Below are 13,605 nucleotides of genomic sequence, written 5' to 3' on the forward strand. Positions count from 1 at the left end.
CGTCCCACCCGCCGCGCGGAGCCTACAGTCGGGGCGTGCTCGTGCTCCTTCCTCCCTCAGAGGGAAAGACGCCGCCGCGCGCCTCCGGCCCGGCCCTCGACCTCGATGCCCTCTCCTCCCCCGGCCTGACGCCGCTGCGCCAGAAGATCCTGGACGCCCTCCACGACGTGAGCGCGCGGGACGACGCCGTGGCCGTGCTGGGTGTCGGGGCCGGCCTGGCCGACGAGGTCGCCCGCAACACCCGCCTCCGGGAGTCCCCGACGGCGCCGGCCCGACGGGTCTACACGGGTGTGCTGTACGCCGCCGCGGGGCTCGACCGGCTGACGGCGACGGGGCGTGCCCGGGCCACCGAGAGCGTGCGGATCGTGTCCGGCCTGTGGGGAGCGCTGACGCCCGAGGACGCGATCCCGGCGTACCGGCTGTCGATGGGCACCGACCTGCCGGGCATCGGTCCCCTGTCGGCGGCATGGCGAGGTCCCCTGGCGAACGAGCTCGACGGGCGGGCGGACGGTGAGCTCGTCGTCGACTGCCGGTCGGCCGCCTACCTGGCCGCGTGGCACCCACCCCGCTCGGCGCAGTGGGTCACGGTCCGGGTCGAGCGGGAGGTCGACGGCGTCCGGTCCGTGGTGTCGCACCACGCCAAGCACACCCGTGGGGTGCTCACGCGGCACCTGATGAGCCGTCGGGGCAAGGCGCCGGCGGACGCGGCGTCGCTCGCCCGGGTGGCGGCCGAGCTGGTAGGCCACGGGCTGCTGGCCGTGGAGCTCGGCCCGGCCGTCCGAGGCGCCCGGGTGCTCTCGGTCGTCGTCCCCTGAGCGCCAGGATGTGGCAGCGGCACGTGCCGTGGTGGCTCGTCTCGGCCGTGGTGACCGGCGGCGTGGTGGCGACGGGCGCGCTGCCGGCCGACGACGCGCGAGCGCTGCGGCGCAGCGTGCGGTGCCGATCCTGGTGTTCCTCGCGGCCCTGACCGTCGTGGCGGAGATGTGCGCCGGGGCCGGCCTGTTCGAGGCCGCGGCGGGGCTGGCCGCCCGGGTGGCACGCGGTCGCCGTGCCGTGCTGTGGGCGCTCGTCGTCCTGCTCGCGACCCTCAGCACGGCGGTGCTGTCGCTCGACACGACCGCCGTGCTGCTGACCCCGGTGGTGGTGACGCTCGCCCGGCACACCCGCACGCCTCCCCTGCCGTTCGCGTTGGCCGTGCTCGCCCTCTCCAACACCGCGTCGCTGCTTCTGCCGGTCTCGAACCTGACGAACCTGCTCGCCGACCACGCTCTGCGGGCCGCTGGCATCGGCTTCGTCGGGCTGATGTGGGCGCCTGCGCTCGCGGCGGTCCTGACGACGGTGGCCCTGCTCGCGGTCCGGGACCGGCACGTCCTGCACGGCACCTACGACGTCCTGCCGGGCAGACCGGCCACGGACCGCCCGCTCCTCGTCGTCGCGGCCGTCGTCACCGCGGTGATGGCGGTCGCGTTCGTCGCCGGCCTCCCCACCGCTCCGACGGCCCTGGCCGCCGCCGCGGTCCTCGTCCTCACCACCCGCCTCCGCGGGCGGCCGTGGCCGGTGCCGCCGCGCAGGCTCGTGCCGTGGCGCACGCTCGTCGTGGTCCTCGGCCTGTTCGCGGTGGTGCAGACGGCCCACGCGCACGGCCTCGGCACCGTCCTGGCGGCGGTCGCCGGGCAGGGCAGCTCTCCGGCGGCCCTTCTGCGGCTCGCCGGGGTCGGCGCCGCGTCGGCGAACGCGGTCAACAACCTGCCCGCCTACCTCGCGCTGGAGCCGGCCACGGACGGTGGTCCGCTCCGGATCGCCGCGCTGCTGGTGGGCACAGGTGCCGGGCCGCTGATCACGCCGTGGGGCTCGCTCGCGACGGTGCTCTGGTGGCACCGCTGCCGTCAGGTGATGCTCGACGTGCCTGCGGTGACCATCGTCGGGCAAGGCGTGCTGCTCGCCCCGGTGGTCGTGGCGGTCGCGACGTTCGCGCTCGTCGCCGCGCACTGACCCGGCGACCGACCCGGCAGCCGACCCGGCGCCGACATGGCACGTGCGGTCACCCGGGGCCGGCCCCGGCCCTGTGCTTCTCGTAGTGCCGGGCGGCGCGCGCCCGGTTGCTGCACGACGTCTTGCAGAACTCCTGGCGACCGTGCTCCTGCAGGAAGTAGCGGACGCACCGGGGGGCGGGGCAGGCGCGCAGCCGCTCTCGGTCGGGACCGGCAAGCAGTCCGATCGCTGCGCGGGCCAAGGTCGCCACCAGCTCGTCGGCCGCGCTCGCCGGCCGTCCGGCCGCGACGAGCGAGGCGGCCGGGTCGTTGTCCTCGGACCACCGGAGCCGCGGTGCGACGGGGACCGCGGCGGCTCCGGCGTTGAGGCGCTCGACCGCCTCGCCGACGGGGATCAGCCGGTGGGCGTCGGCGCGGCTCGGCGGCGCCGGCACGGACGGCGCGGGCGAACAGCGCACGGACGGCCTGCCGCACGCTGAGGACGTCGGCGAGCACACCGTCGGACGTGACGGGCTGCGGCAGCTCCGGGCGCGCGGCCAGCCACTCGCCCAGCGCCGCGGGCGTCGTCAGGTCGTCGGCGACGCCGCCGTTCCCGTCGTGCCGGATGGTGCCCGAGAGCTGGAGCGCCAGGGCAGTGTCTGCGTCCGTCGTCATCGGGCCTCCCAGGACCTGTTCTGCCGTAGTGGACGACCGTCACGTCCTACCCTACAGTCTCTAACGGTTGCCGTTGCTTATTCCGTTAGATCCGATCCGTGGAGGTTGCCATGACCGTCATCGCACAGATCAGCGACCTGCACCTCGACGGCACCACACGCACGTCCGAACGGGCCTCCCGCACCCTCGCCTACCTGAGGAACCTACCGACGCCGGTCGACGCGCTGCTGGTGACCGGGGACATCGCCGACCACGGCACGGACGCCGAGTACCGCGAGGCAGCCGGGCTGCTCGACGCCCCCTTCCCCGTCCTGGCGTGCCCCGGCAACCACGACGAGCGCGCGGCCTACCGCCGGTCACTGCTCGGCGAGCGCCCCGCCGGCACCCCGGTCAACACCGTGGCCCTCGTCGAGGGCACGCGCGGCGCACCTCGCACCGCCGTCTTCCTGTGCGACGTGACGATCCCCGGCAAGGATCCCGGCCGGTTCGAGCCCGAGACGCTCGCGTGGCTGGACGACGGCCTGCGCGCCCTCGACCCCGGGACACCGGCGCTCGTCGCGTTCCACCACCCGCCGGTCGCGGTGCACCACCCGCTCCCCGACAGCTGCCGGCTGGAGGACCCGGACGCGCTCGCCGACCTGCTCGCCGCCCACCCCGCCGTGGTCGCCCTGATCACCGGCCACGCGCACACCGCCGCCGCGACGGAGTTCGCCGGACGGCCGGTACGGGTCGGACCGGCCGTCACGTGGACGCTGCGGCTCCCCTGGGAGGGCGACGACGTCGTCGACGCCGAGCAGCCGCCCGGGGTCGCCTTCCACGTGCTCGACGACCAGCACCGACTCACCACGCACTACCGCACCGTCTGACCGTGCCCGGCGGCGGAGCATGGGTGCCGTTCCTCGCGACGATCGTGCCGCTCGTGGTGACCCCGGGCGCGAGCTTGACCCTGCTCGTCCAGCGCGTCACGGCGGACGGCCGCCGGCAGGCCTTGCCTGTCGTCGCGGGGACCGTGACGGCATTGGCCGTCTACACGGCCGTCGTGCTCGCAGGCATGTCCCTCCTCGTCGCACCGCCAGGCATCCTGGGAGTGCTCCTGCGATCGGCCGGCGCCGCGTACCTCGTGGGTCTCGGCTGCTGGATGTGGCGGTCCGCGGACGCCCCGGCCGCCGACGACGGTCCTGGACGGCCGCCGTCGTCGCGGCGCTCGAGCTACGTCCAGGCGCTGCTGGGAACGGTGCTCAACCCCAAGGCGGCGCTGATCTACCTCACCGTGGTGCCGCGCTTCGTCGACCCGACCGGCTCGAGGACCGCCCAGCTCCTGGCCCTCGCCGGCACGCACGCCGCACTCACGGCGTCCTGGCTCACGGTGTGGACGGCGTTGCTCGGACCGGCCGGACGCCTGACCCGCTCCGGGCCGTGGCGCTCGCGCGTCACCCGGGCGAGCGCGGTCGTCCTCCTGGCGCTCGGGGTCCGCTGGCTCGTGGGCTGACGCCCCTCAGGCGCGTGACGACCAGCCCTCGCTCGGCGCACCCGCGACCGCGATCTCGTCCCGCCGGTCGGTGAAGAGCCGGATGATGCTGACGGACGCGGGTGCGACACGCAGCTGGCTCCACGACGACGGCTGCGCGCCCATCGTCACGCCGAGGGCGGCCCGGATCGACACCGCGTGGCTCACCACGACCACGGTGCGGTCACCGCCCCGGGCACGTAGCCCGTCGAGGCCCCGACGCAGCCGCTCGCCGACCTCCTCGATCGACTCGCCACCGGGCGGGCGGACGTTCGCCTTGGTGTGCCACGGCTCCAGGAGCCCGGGCCAGCGCTCCTCGATCTCCTCGGCGGTCAGCCCCTGCCACTCGCCGAAGTCCGCCTCCTGGAACAGCGCGTCGGTATGGACGGGCAGGCCGAGCCGCTCCCCGATGATCCGGCCCGTCTGCTGGGTCCGCACCATCGGCGAGGCAATGACCTCGCTCGGGTATGCGACGTCGCCCCAGACGTCGCGGCCGACCCTGTCGACGAGGTCGGCCGCCGCGTGCGCCTGGCGGACTCCGCGGTCGTTGAGCGGCGGCCCCGGCTCGCCCGAGCCCGAGTAGCCGCGCGACACCGTCATGGTGGTCTCGCCGTGCCGCACCAGGACGACGGTGACGGGCTGCTCCTCGTCGAACCGCACTCCCGCGCCCGACGGGCGGGGCGCACGGACGGGTGCCGCGGCAACGGCACCCGCACCGGTCGGGTCGGTGTCAGGGACGCCGCCCGCCACCGGGCGGCTCCGGCCCCCGGGGTCGTGGTCCGTCACGAGCGCGGTCCGCTGGTCCATCGCCAGGTTCGCGAGCCGGTCAGCCGCGGCGTTCTGCGCGCGCGGGACCCAGGTCCACACGACGCGAGCCGGGTCGACGAGCGAGCGGACCTCGTCGGCAAGCCGGCGCATGTCGTCGTGCTTGATCCGCCAGGTGCCCCGCATCTGCTCGACGACGAGCTTCGAGTCCAACCGGACCTCGAGCTCCGCGGCCGGGTCGATCTCGAGGGCCGCTCGCAGCCCGGCGACGAGCCCCGAGTACTCCGCGACGTTGTTCGTCGTCAGGCCGAGGTAGTCCGCCCGCTCCGCGAGCACCTCGCCCGTGACGGCATCCCGCACCACGGCGCCGTACCCGGCAGGCCCCGGGTTCCCCCGCGACCCACCGTCCGCCTCGACGACCAGCCGGTGCGCCACGGTCAGCCCTGGGCGGGCTCGGGCAGCCGCACCAGGATGCGGCCGCACTCCTCGCAGCGGACCACGTGGTCCTCGGCCTTGCCACGGATCCCGTCGAGGTCGAGCGGGTTCAGCTCGAGCCTGCACCCCTCGCAGCGGCGGCCGCGCAAGGCCGCCGCCCCCACGCCGCTGAGCTGCGTGCGCAGCTTCTGGTAGAGCGTCACGAGGCCGGCGTCGAGCCCCTCGGCCGCGGCGGCCCGCTCGACGCGGACCTTCTCCACCTCGGCGTCGATCTCGCGGAAGGCAGCGTCACGCGCCACCTCGATGGTCTCCTTCTGCTCGAGGAGCGCCTGGTGCGCCGCCGTCACCTCGGCGAGCGCGCTCTCGTGCGCCTCCAGCCGCTCCATGATCTCGAGCTCGACCTCCTCGAGATCGCCCTGGCGGCGGCCGAGCGCCACGAGCTCGCTCTGCAGCGCCTGCAGGTCCTTGGGCGAGCCCTGGCCGGAGTCGAGCTTGGCCTGGTCGCGGGCCGCCCGCACGCGGACCTGCTCGACGTCCGCCTCGGCCTTCGTCAGCTCGCGACGCAGGTCGTCCGCAGCGGTGCGGGACGTGACGAGGGCCGTGTAGAGGTCGGCGACCTGCGCGTCGAGCTCGAGCAGTCGGGCGAGCTCCGGCAGCGAGCGTCGCTTGTGCGCGAGCTGGTCGAGCCGCGTGTCGAGCGCCTGGACGTCGAGCAGGCGGCGCTGGTCCGCTGCGGGGGCTGTGGCCATGGGGGTCCTTCCGGGGACCGCACGGAGTGCGGATCGGGTGTGCGGATCGGTGTGCTGTGGTCAGGAGGTCGGCATCGGCTCCGGGCTGGCGGCACGGCCCGTCCACGGGTCGGTGCGCAGCGTGCTGACGCGGGTCTCCACCGTAGCCCCCGTGCCGGCCACGTCCGTCTCCAGGGTGCGGGCGGCGCGGGCGAGCCAGGGCCACTCGGAGGCGAAGTGCGCGAGGTCGACGAGGTACGGCGCCGAGCGCCCGTCCCGGGCCTCGAACTCGGCGCGCTCGCGGAGCTCCGAGGCGGGGTGGTGCCGCACGTCGGCCGTCACGTACACGTCGACGCCGGCGCTCCTGACCTCGTCGAACAGGGAGTCACCCGACCCACCGACCACGGCGACCCGCTCCACGACACCGTCCGGGGGACCGGCGAACCGCACGCCCTGCTCGGTGGCCGGCACGGCGGCCGCGACGGCCGCTGCGAACGCCGCGAGCGTGGTGGGCGTGGCGAGCCGTCCGACCCGACCGATCCCGGTACCCCCCGGCCAGGAGCCGAGCTCCAGGACGTCGAACGCCGGCTCCTCGTACGGGTGGGCGGCACGCATCGCCGCAATCACCGCGGCCCGCGAACGGCGTGGAGCGACCATCTCGACCCGCGCTTCGACGACCCGGGTCACCTCCCCGGGCCGCCCGATCGACGGCGTCGCCCCGGGTCCGGGCGTGAACGTGCCCTCGCCGGTCGACGTCCACGCGCACCGCGCGTACTCACCGAGCCGACCGGCGCCCGCCGCCGCGAGGGCGTCGACCAGACGCTCGGCGTCGGCGACCGGGACGAACACCACGTGCTTGTCGAGCGTCTCCGCGGGCGCCGCCTGCAGCGGGACGGTGTCGAGCAGCCCGACGGCCTCAGCCAGCGCGTCGGCGACCCCGCCCTCGGCGGCGTCGGCGTTCGTATGGGCCGTGTGCAGCGCGACGCCGGAGCGCACGAGCTTGTGCAGCAGCGCACCCTTGAACGTCGTCGCCGCGATCGAGTGCACCGGCCGGAGCAGCAGCGGATGGTGCGTCACCAGCAGGTCGGCGCCCCACTCGACGGCCTCGTCGACCACGGCCGCGACCGGGTCCACCGCGAACAGCACCCGCTCGACGTCCTGGTCCGGGTCCCCCGCGACGAGCCCGACGGCGTCCCACGACTCCGCCGTGCGGGGCGGGTACCGCCGGTCGAGCAGCTGCACGACGTCGGCCAACCGGGGAGCGCTCACGGCACGCACGCTACCGGCCGCTCGCGGTCGTCGGGCCGCCGTCTTCACCGTGCCCGCTCAGGCCACCACGGTGACCGGGCCGGCCAGCGACACCCGTACGAGCAGAGCGTGACGGCACCGCAGCGCTCGGGTGCGGCCCGCGCGGCCAGCAGGTGGGGATGGCTGCGGGCGGTGATCGTCGACCCGGACCGGTCGACGATCATCCACCGCCGGTCGCCCTGCGGGCTGGCCACCTCGACGTCCATCGCGTCCAGGGCATGCCCCGCGAACGACGTCACCGGACAGACGGTCATCCCGGCGAGGTGGGGAGACACCATGCGCCCGACCTGAGCGACCCTGCCGCTCATGCCCTCGCAGCCGCGCAGCTCCCGACGTCACGGCGCCAGCAGCGCCACCACGGTTGCCCACAGCCCGGCCGCCGTCGCGGCCAGACCGAGGACCTCCTTCGCGGTCGCACGGGCGCTCTCGAACCGGCTCTTCGCCACGTCGTTCTCGATGGAGTCCGCACGCGACAGCGCATGCTCCGCATCGGCCGGGGTCATCCCGGAGGCATCGACCCGGATGGCGGCGACCAGCGCGAGCAGGAAGTCGGGGTCAAGATCGCTCTCCACACTCAGGGTCATCTCTTCCACGTGCACGTGGCCGGGGCCCGTCTGGACGACTCCGACCGGACCGTGCACCACGACGCCAGCCGGCGTGCCGTGCGCCATCCTGGTCCAGTCCCGGGAGTTGAGCACCAAAGTCATCGGCGCCCGATGGAAGAACTCGCGCTGAACCGCCTGCAGGAACCGCTCGAGCCCGTCCGACGACAGAGGTGCGGTGAGTGTCCCGTCCTTGATGAGCGGATCCACGACCACGAACCGGTGCGCAGCGTTGTACCGGGAACCCTTCCAGAACCGCCGGGTGTTCACATGGGTCCCGGGCTCCTTCGACGCCTCTTTCACCTCGCCGACGAGCCGCTCCCGAAGGCTTGCCGCCTCGTCCTCGGGAAGTGCGCCTCGCCGGAGCACACGTCGATGGAGGAGCCAGGAGAGCGTGAGTCCGGCGGCGGCGAGTACGGCGACCGCGCCGACCGCCCACCAGAGGAAGGTCTGAAAGTCGTTCAGGTCCACGCGACGCACCCCGTCCCCGCTTCGCCGGGTCGACGCCCGGTCGACGTGGGACCCAACCTAGATTCGCAACGGGCCGAAGCCGGACATTTCGGGCGGCGCGTCGGCTGCCGCACCACCCTCGACGTCCGGGGTGGCCGGTGCGTGGCGAAGGACCACTGCGGCCCACGGCGACGGCGTGCCTGATCTGGCGTCCATCAGGGTGGGCCCGGCCGGTTTCGAACCGGCGACCTCCGCGGTGTAAGCGCGGCGCTCTGACCAGCTGAGCTACAGGCCCCACGAGCACGCTGCTCGACGGGCGCACAGCCTACCGGCGCACGGCGCCGCCGGGCCGTGGCCTGACCGCTCGCCCGTGCTCAGGCGGCGAGCGCCCCGATGGCCTCACGGTACGCACTGATGTCGCGCGCCTGGCCGGCCGGGTTGACCACGCTCCACCGCACCACGCCGTCGGCGCCGACCAGGAAGCTGCCGCGGTCCGCGCGGCCGCGCTCCTCGTCAAACACGCCGTACGCCCGGGCGACCTCGCCGTGCGGCCAGAAGTCCGACAGCAGGTCGAAGGCGAAGCCCTCGGCCGCCGCCCAGGCCCGCAGCGAGAACATCGGGTCGCAGGAGACGACCACCAGGTGCACGCCGGCCTCCTGGAACGCCTCGAGGTTGTCGCGCAGGTCGCAGAGCTCGCCGGTGCACGTACCGGAGAACGCGAACGGCACGAACACCACGGCCACGGGGGCACCGAGGAGACCGCTCAACGTCACGGGCGTGCCGTGCGTGTCCGGCAGGGAGAAGTCCGGGGCGGTGTCCCCGACCCCGATGCTCACTTGCCTCGTCCGCGGGTGCCGAGGCGGGTCGCCGACCAGTCGGCGGCGATGGAGAACGTGCTCATCGCGTGCAGGCCGGACGTGGTGGCAGCCTCCTCGATGTCGCTGTGGGACACGTGCCCGTCCCTGCCGGCCTTCGGCGTGAGGACCCAGATGGGGCCGTTGTCGTCGAGGACCGTCATCGCGTCCACCAGGAGGTCGGTGAGATCTCCGTCGTCGTCCCGGAACCAGATGACCGCGCCGTCGGTCACGTCGTCGTAGTCCTCGTCGGCAAGATCGTTGCCGGTGGCCGACTCGATCCCGGAACGCAGGTCCCCGTCGACGTCGTCGTCGTAGCCGAACTCCTGGATCACCTGTCCTGCGGTGAATCCCAGACGAGCTGCTGCCTGACCGGCAGCGTCGTCCGCGCTGGATGACACGTCCCGACCGATCCCTTCCCTCGCGCCGCCCTCAGGGCGGCGACCTGCTGATGTCCGCACACCGTAGCCCACCGCAGACCGACCGGCCCTGGCAAGACACGGAGCGGGCCCGCCGACCCGCGGCCCGCCCGCCGTGGGGCCCGGATGTCACGGACGTCACGTGGGTCGACCGGTGCCCGGTGTGACTTTCGGGCCGGAAGAGTCCGAGAATGGGGCGACTACCCGCACCCGCCCGCGCAGCAGCGCGCTGGGACCGGCCGGGCCCGAGATGCGCGCCGATGCCGACCGGCCTCGCGCACGCGGACGAGAAGCAAGGAGCTCTGGTGGCTTCGATCGACGAGACGGGACCGCTCATCGGCGGCCTGCTGAGCCAGGTACCGGACATCGACCCCGCCGAGACCGGTGAGTGGCTCGAGTCGCTGGACGGGCTCATCGACGACAAGGGCGGTCCACGCGCCCGGTACGTGATGCTGAGCCTGCTGCGGCACGCCCGGCAGCGGAACGTCGCCATCCCGGTGTCGCTCAACACGCCCTACGTGAACACCATCGCGGTGCACGACGAGCCGTACTTCCCCGGCGACGAGGCGATGGAGCGGCGGTACCGCTCCTGGATCCGCTGGAACGCCGCAGTCATGGTGACTCGCGCGCAGCGGCCCGGAGTCGCGGTCGGCGGGCACATCTCGTCGTACGCCTCCGTCGCGACGCTCACCGAGGTCGGTCTGAACCACTTCTTCCGCGGCAAGGACCACCCGGGCGGCGGCGACCAGGTCTACTTCCAGGGCCACGCCTCCCCCGGCGTCTACGCCCGAGCGCTCCTGGAGGGCCGTCTCTCGGAGCACCAGCTCGACGGGTTCCGCCAGGAGCTGTCCCACTCGGGCGGCGGCCTGCCGTCGTACCCGCACCCGCGGCTCGCGCCGGACCTGTGGGAGTTCCCCACGGTGTCGATGGGCCTGGGCCCGGCGTCCGCGATCTACCAGGCGTGGACCAACAAGTACCTGCACAACCGCGGCATCAAGGACACGAGCCAGCAGGACGTGTGGGCGTTCCTCGGTGACGGTGAGATGGACGAGCCCGAGTCGCGCGGCATGCTCCAGCACGCCGCGCAGCAGGGCCTCGACAACCTCACGTTCGTCGTGAACTGCAACCTGCAGCGTCTCGACGGCCCGGTCCGCGGCAACGGCAAGATCATCCAGGAGCTCGAGGCGCAGTTCCGAGGAGCGGGCTGGAACGTCATCAAGGTCATCTGGGGCCGCGAGTGGGACACCCTGCTCAACGCCGACAAGGACCGCGCGCTCGTGAACCTCATGAACACGACGCCCGACGGCGACTTCCAGACGTACCGCGCGGAGAACGGCGCGTTCATCCGCGAGCACTTCTTCGGTCGCGACCCCCGCACGAAGCAGCTCGTGCAGAACATGAGCGACGACGAGATCTGGGCGCTCAAGCGCGGTGGCCACGACTACCGGAAGATCTACGCGGCCTACAAGTCGGCGCGCGAGCACACGGGTCAGCCGACGGTGATCCTCGCGCACACCATCAAGGGCTACGGCCTGGGCTCCGGGTTCGCGGGGCGCAACGCCACGCACCAGATGAAGAAGCTCAAGGCGGACGACCTCAAGACGCTGCGCGACTCGCTGCGGATCCCGATCACGGACGAGCAGATCGAGGCCAACCCCTACCTGCCGCCGTACTACAACCCCGGCCCGGACGACGAGTCGATCCAGTACATGCTGGAGCGGCGGCGTCAGCTGGGCGGGTTCGTGCCGGAGCGGCGCTCGACGCACAAGGCACTGGTGCTGCCCGAGGAGAAGATCTACGAGGGTCTCGCCAAGGGGTCGGGACACCAGGAGGTCGCCACCACGATGGCGCTCGTCCGGCTGTTCAAGGACCTCGTGAAGGACAAGGAGTTCGGGCACCGGCTGGTCCCGATCATCCCGGACGAGGCGCGGACCTTCGGCCTGGACTCGATCTTCCCGAGCGCCAAGATCTTCAACACCAACGGCCAGAACTACATGGCCGTGGACCGCGAGCTCATGCTCTCCTACAAGGAGTCCGAGTCCGGCCAGATCATGCACACGGGCATCAACGAGGCCGGTTCCGCCGCCGCGTTCCAGGCGGTGGGCACGTCGTACGCCACGCACGGCGAGCCGCTGATCCCGTTCTACTTCTACTACTCGATGTTCGGGTTCCAGCGGACCGGTGACCAGTTCTGGGCCGCCGGCGACCAGATGGCACGCGGCTTCCTCGTCGGCGCCACCGCCGGACGCACCACGCTGACCGGTGAGGGCCTGCAGCACGCCGACGGCCACTCGCCGCTCATCGCCGGGGCGATGTCGCACGTCGTGCACTACGACCCGGCGTACGGGTACGAGATCCGGCACATCGTGCGCGACGGCATCGAGCGCATGTACGGCGAGGGGGACGGCCGGGACAAGGACGTCATCTACTACATCACCGTCTACAACGAGCCGATGCGGCAGCCCGCGGAGCCCGAGGACGTCGACGTCGAGGGCATCCTCAAGGGGATCTACCTGCTCTCGCCCGCCGACGGAGACGGTCCCCGCGCACAGATCCTCGCGTCGGGTGTCGGTGTGCCGTGGGCGCTGGAGGCGCAGAAGCTGCTCGCCGAGGACTGGGGCGTCCGCGCCGCGGTGTGGTCCGTGACGAGCTGGAACGAGCTGCGCCGCGACGGCCTCGCCGCCGACCAGCACGCGTTCCTGCACCCCGGCGAGCCGCCGCGTGAGGCCTACCTCACGCAGAAGCTCGCCGGTGCCGAGGGGCCGTTCGTCGCGACGTCGGACTACGACCACCTGGTCCCCGACCAGGTGCGCGCGTGGATCCCCGGCACGTACGCGACGCTCGGGGCCGACGGGTTCGGGTTCTCCGACACCCGTGCCGCCGCACGTCGTCACTTCAAGATCGACGGCCCGTCGACGGCGGTGCGCGTGCTGCAGCAGCTGGCACGCACGGGTGCCGTGGCCGGCGACGCGCCCGCACAGGCGATCGAGCGGTACCGGCTGCACGACGTCACGGCCGGGACGTCCGGCAACACGGGCGGCGACTCCTGACGGTCGACCGGCACTGACGGCGAGGGCCCGCGGCGAGTGCGCCGCGGGCCCTTCGTCCGCCCGGTGTCAGGTGCCGGGGATCGCCTGCTCGGCCTGGGCGACCAGTCGCCCGAGCTCCGTGCGCAGGTCGGCGATCGACGCCTGGTCCGGGTAGAGGTCGAGCGCCATGATGTGCTGCTTGGCGTCGAGCGGACGACCCGCCTCGATCGCGGCGAGCACGAGGTGGCGGGCGACCTCGGGGTCGTGGTCCCGGGGGTGCCAGTGGCCGACGCCGAGCCCGAGGGCCTCGACCGGCTGACCGGCGCCGCGCAGGAGCGCCAGACTCTCGACGAGCGCCTGGCCCGACGGGTCGCGCTCCACGGCCGTCGTGAGCCGGCGGAGGGTGCCCTCATGGTCGTCGCGCACCGACAGGCGGGCGATCTCGATCAGTGGGTACCAGGCCCGCGGGTTGCCCGCGAGCTCCTCGCCGAGCGCCCAGACGGCGAGGTCGGCGGCGCGCTCCCGCTCGTCGGGCGTGGGCTCGGCCGCCAGCGGGTCGTCGGTCGAGCCCGACGACTCGGCGGCACGCCGGCGCACGATCTCAGCCAGGGCACGAAACGCCCGGTCGTTGTTCGGGTCGTCGCTGAGCATGGAGCGCAGGGCGTCCTCGTGCAGGGTGTCCCCGCGCCGCGCGGCCTTCGTCGGTCGTCGCGCTCCGACGCGCGACGCCGAGGACGGTCGCCGCATGAGCTGGCGCAGTCGGGGCAGCAAGGCCATGTCGAGACCCTATCCGCCGGAGGCCGGATCGCACCCGGGCGCCCTTCGTGAGAAGGGACACCCCGATGCGGGCCTTTGTCGACTTC

At 73.3% G+C, this 13,605-nt stretch carries 14 protein-coding genes, 1 tRNA gene and 1 pseudogene; 5 read left to right on the forward strand and 11 right to left on the reverse strand.

The annotated features are described in order from the left end of the window. Positions 1-35 precede the first annotated feature (35 nt). Both ACVW07_RS03410 and ACVW07_RS03415 read left to right on the forward strand, forming a co-directional pair. Positions 36-815 (forward strand): YaaA family protein, encoded by a 780-nt coding sequence (locus tag ACVW07_RS03410; protein WP_456817877.1) that lies wholly within the window; start codon positions 36-38, stop codon positions 813-815. A gap of 121 nt (positions 816-936) precedes the next feature. After that, positions 937-1,992: an SLC13 family permease gene (locus tag ACVW07_RS03415; protein ID WP_456817878.1), complete on the forward strand. Its 1,056-nt coding sequence runs from the start codon at positions 937-939 to the stop codon at positions 1,990-1,992. 49 nt (positions 1,993-2,041) lie between these two features. Here ACVW07_RS03415 and ACVW07_RS03420 read toward each other — a convergent pair whose 3' ends face one another. Both ACVW07_RS03420 and ACVW07_RS03425 read right to left on the reverse strand, forming a co-directional pair. Beyond that, entirely contained in the window at positions 2,042-2,488 is a 447-nt protein-coding gene (locus ACVW07_RS03420; protein WP_456817879.1) for a CGNR zinc finger domain-containing protein, read from the reverse strand. Beyond that, a pseudogene (locus tag ACVW07_RS03425) lies at positions 2,406-2,645 on the reverse strand (ABATE domain-containing protein); the annotation flags it as partial. The pseudogene ACVW07_RS03425 and the gene ACVW07_RS03420, both read right to left, overlap by 83 nt. A gap of 110 nt (positions 2,646-2,755) precedes the next feature. Between ACVW07_RS03425 and ACVW07_RS03430 the strand changes: the two are divergent. Together ACVW07_RS03430 and ACVW07_RS03435 are read left to right on the forward strand one after the other, a co-directional pair. Beyond that, positions 2,756-3,511, forward strand: coding sequence for a metallophosphoesterase (locus ACVW07_RS03430; RefSeq protein ID WP_456817880.1), 756 nt, complete (start codon positions 2,756-2,758; stop codon positions 3,509-3,511). Between the two features lie 2 nt (positions 3,512-3,513). Next, positions 3,514-4,134: a LysE family translocator gene (locus ACVW07_RS03435; RefSeq protein WP_456817881.1), complete on the forward strand. Its 621-nt coding sequence runs from the start codon at positions 3,514-3,516 to the stop codon at positions 4,132-4,134. 6 nt (positions 4,135-4,140) lie between these two features. Here ACVW07_RS03435 and ACVW07_RS03440 read toward each other — a convergent pair whose 3' ends face one another. From ACVW07_RS03440 to ACVW07_RS03475, 8 genes are all read right to left on the reverse strand, one after another. Next, entirely contained in the window at positions 4,141-5,352 is a 1,212-nt protein-coding gene (locus ACVW07_RS03440) for a bifunctional RNase H/acid phosphatase (RefSeq protein WP_456817882.1), read from the reverse strand. A gap of 2 nt (positions 5,353-5,354) precedes the next feature. Then, complete coding sequence (locus tag ACVW07_RS03445; RefSeq protein ID WP_456817883.1) at positions 5,355-6,101, reverse strand: zinc ribbon domain-containing protein; 747 nt, start codon at positions 6,099-6,101, stop codon at positions 5,355-5,357. Positions 6,102-6,161: 60 nt separating this feature from the next. Then, positions 6,162-7,349 (reverse strand): Nif3-like dinuclear metal center hexameric protein, encoded by a 1,188-nt coding sequence (locus ACVW07_RS03450; RefSeq protein WP_456817884.1) that lies wholly within the window; start codon positions 7,347-7,349, stop codon positions 6,162-6,164. Positions 7,350-7,393: 44 nt separating this feature from the next. Beyond that, complete coding sequence (locus ACVW07_RS03455) at positions 7,394-7,666, reverse strand: MOSC N-terminal beta barrel domain-containing protein (RefSeq protein WP_456817885.1); 273 nt, start codon at positions 7,664-7,666, stop codon at positions 7,394-7,396. Positions 7,667-7,723: 57 nt separating this feature from the next. After that, complete coding sequence (locus ACVW07_RS03460) at positions 7,724-8,461, reverse strand: hypothetical protein (protein ID WP_456817886.1); 738 nt, start codon at positions 8,459-8,461, stop codon at positions 7,724-7,726. A 200-nt stretch (positions 8,462-8,661) separates the two neighbouring features. Next, positions 8,662-8,735 (reverse strand) — tRNA-Val (locus tag ACVW07_RS03465). A 79-nt stretch (positions 8,736-8,814) separates the two neighbouring features. After that, a complete protein-coding gene (locus ACVW07_RS03470) occupies positions 8,815-9,276 on the reverse strand; it encodes a peroxiredoxin (protein ID WP_456817887.1) in 462 nt (153 codons plus the stop codon). Then, positions 9,273-9,695 carry a DUF3052 domain-containing protein gene (locus ACVW07_RS03475; RefSeq protein WP_456817888.1) on the reverse strand — a complete coding sequence of 141 codons (423 nt, stop codon included), beginning with the start codon at positions 9,693-9,695 and terminating at the stop codon, positions 9,273-9,275. Before ACVW07_RS03475 ends, ACVW07_RS03470 begins: the two co-directional genes overlap by 4 nt. Positions 9,696-10,018: 323 nt before the next feature. Here ACVW07_RS03475 and aceE point away from each other — a divergent pair, with 323 nt between their 5' ends. Further along, complete coding sequence (gene aceE, locus ACVW07_RS03480) at positions 10,019-12,763, forward strand: pyruvate dehydrogenase (acetyl-transferring), homodimeric type (protein ID WP_456817889.1); 2,745 nt, start codon at positions 10,019-10,021, stop codon at positions 12,761-12,763. A gap of 66 nt (positions 12,764-12,829) precedes the next feature. Here aceE and ACVW07_RS03485 read toward each other — a convergent pair whose 3' ends face one another. Next, a complete protein-coding gene (locus ACVW07_RS03485) occupies positions 12,830-13,519 on the reverse strand; it encodes a hypothetical protein (RefSeq protein WP_456817890.1) in 690 nt (229 codons plus the stop codon). Positions 13,520-13,605 lie beyond the last annotated feature (86 nt).

Source organism: Cellulomonas sp. URHB0016 (assembly GCF_054057935.1).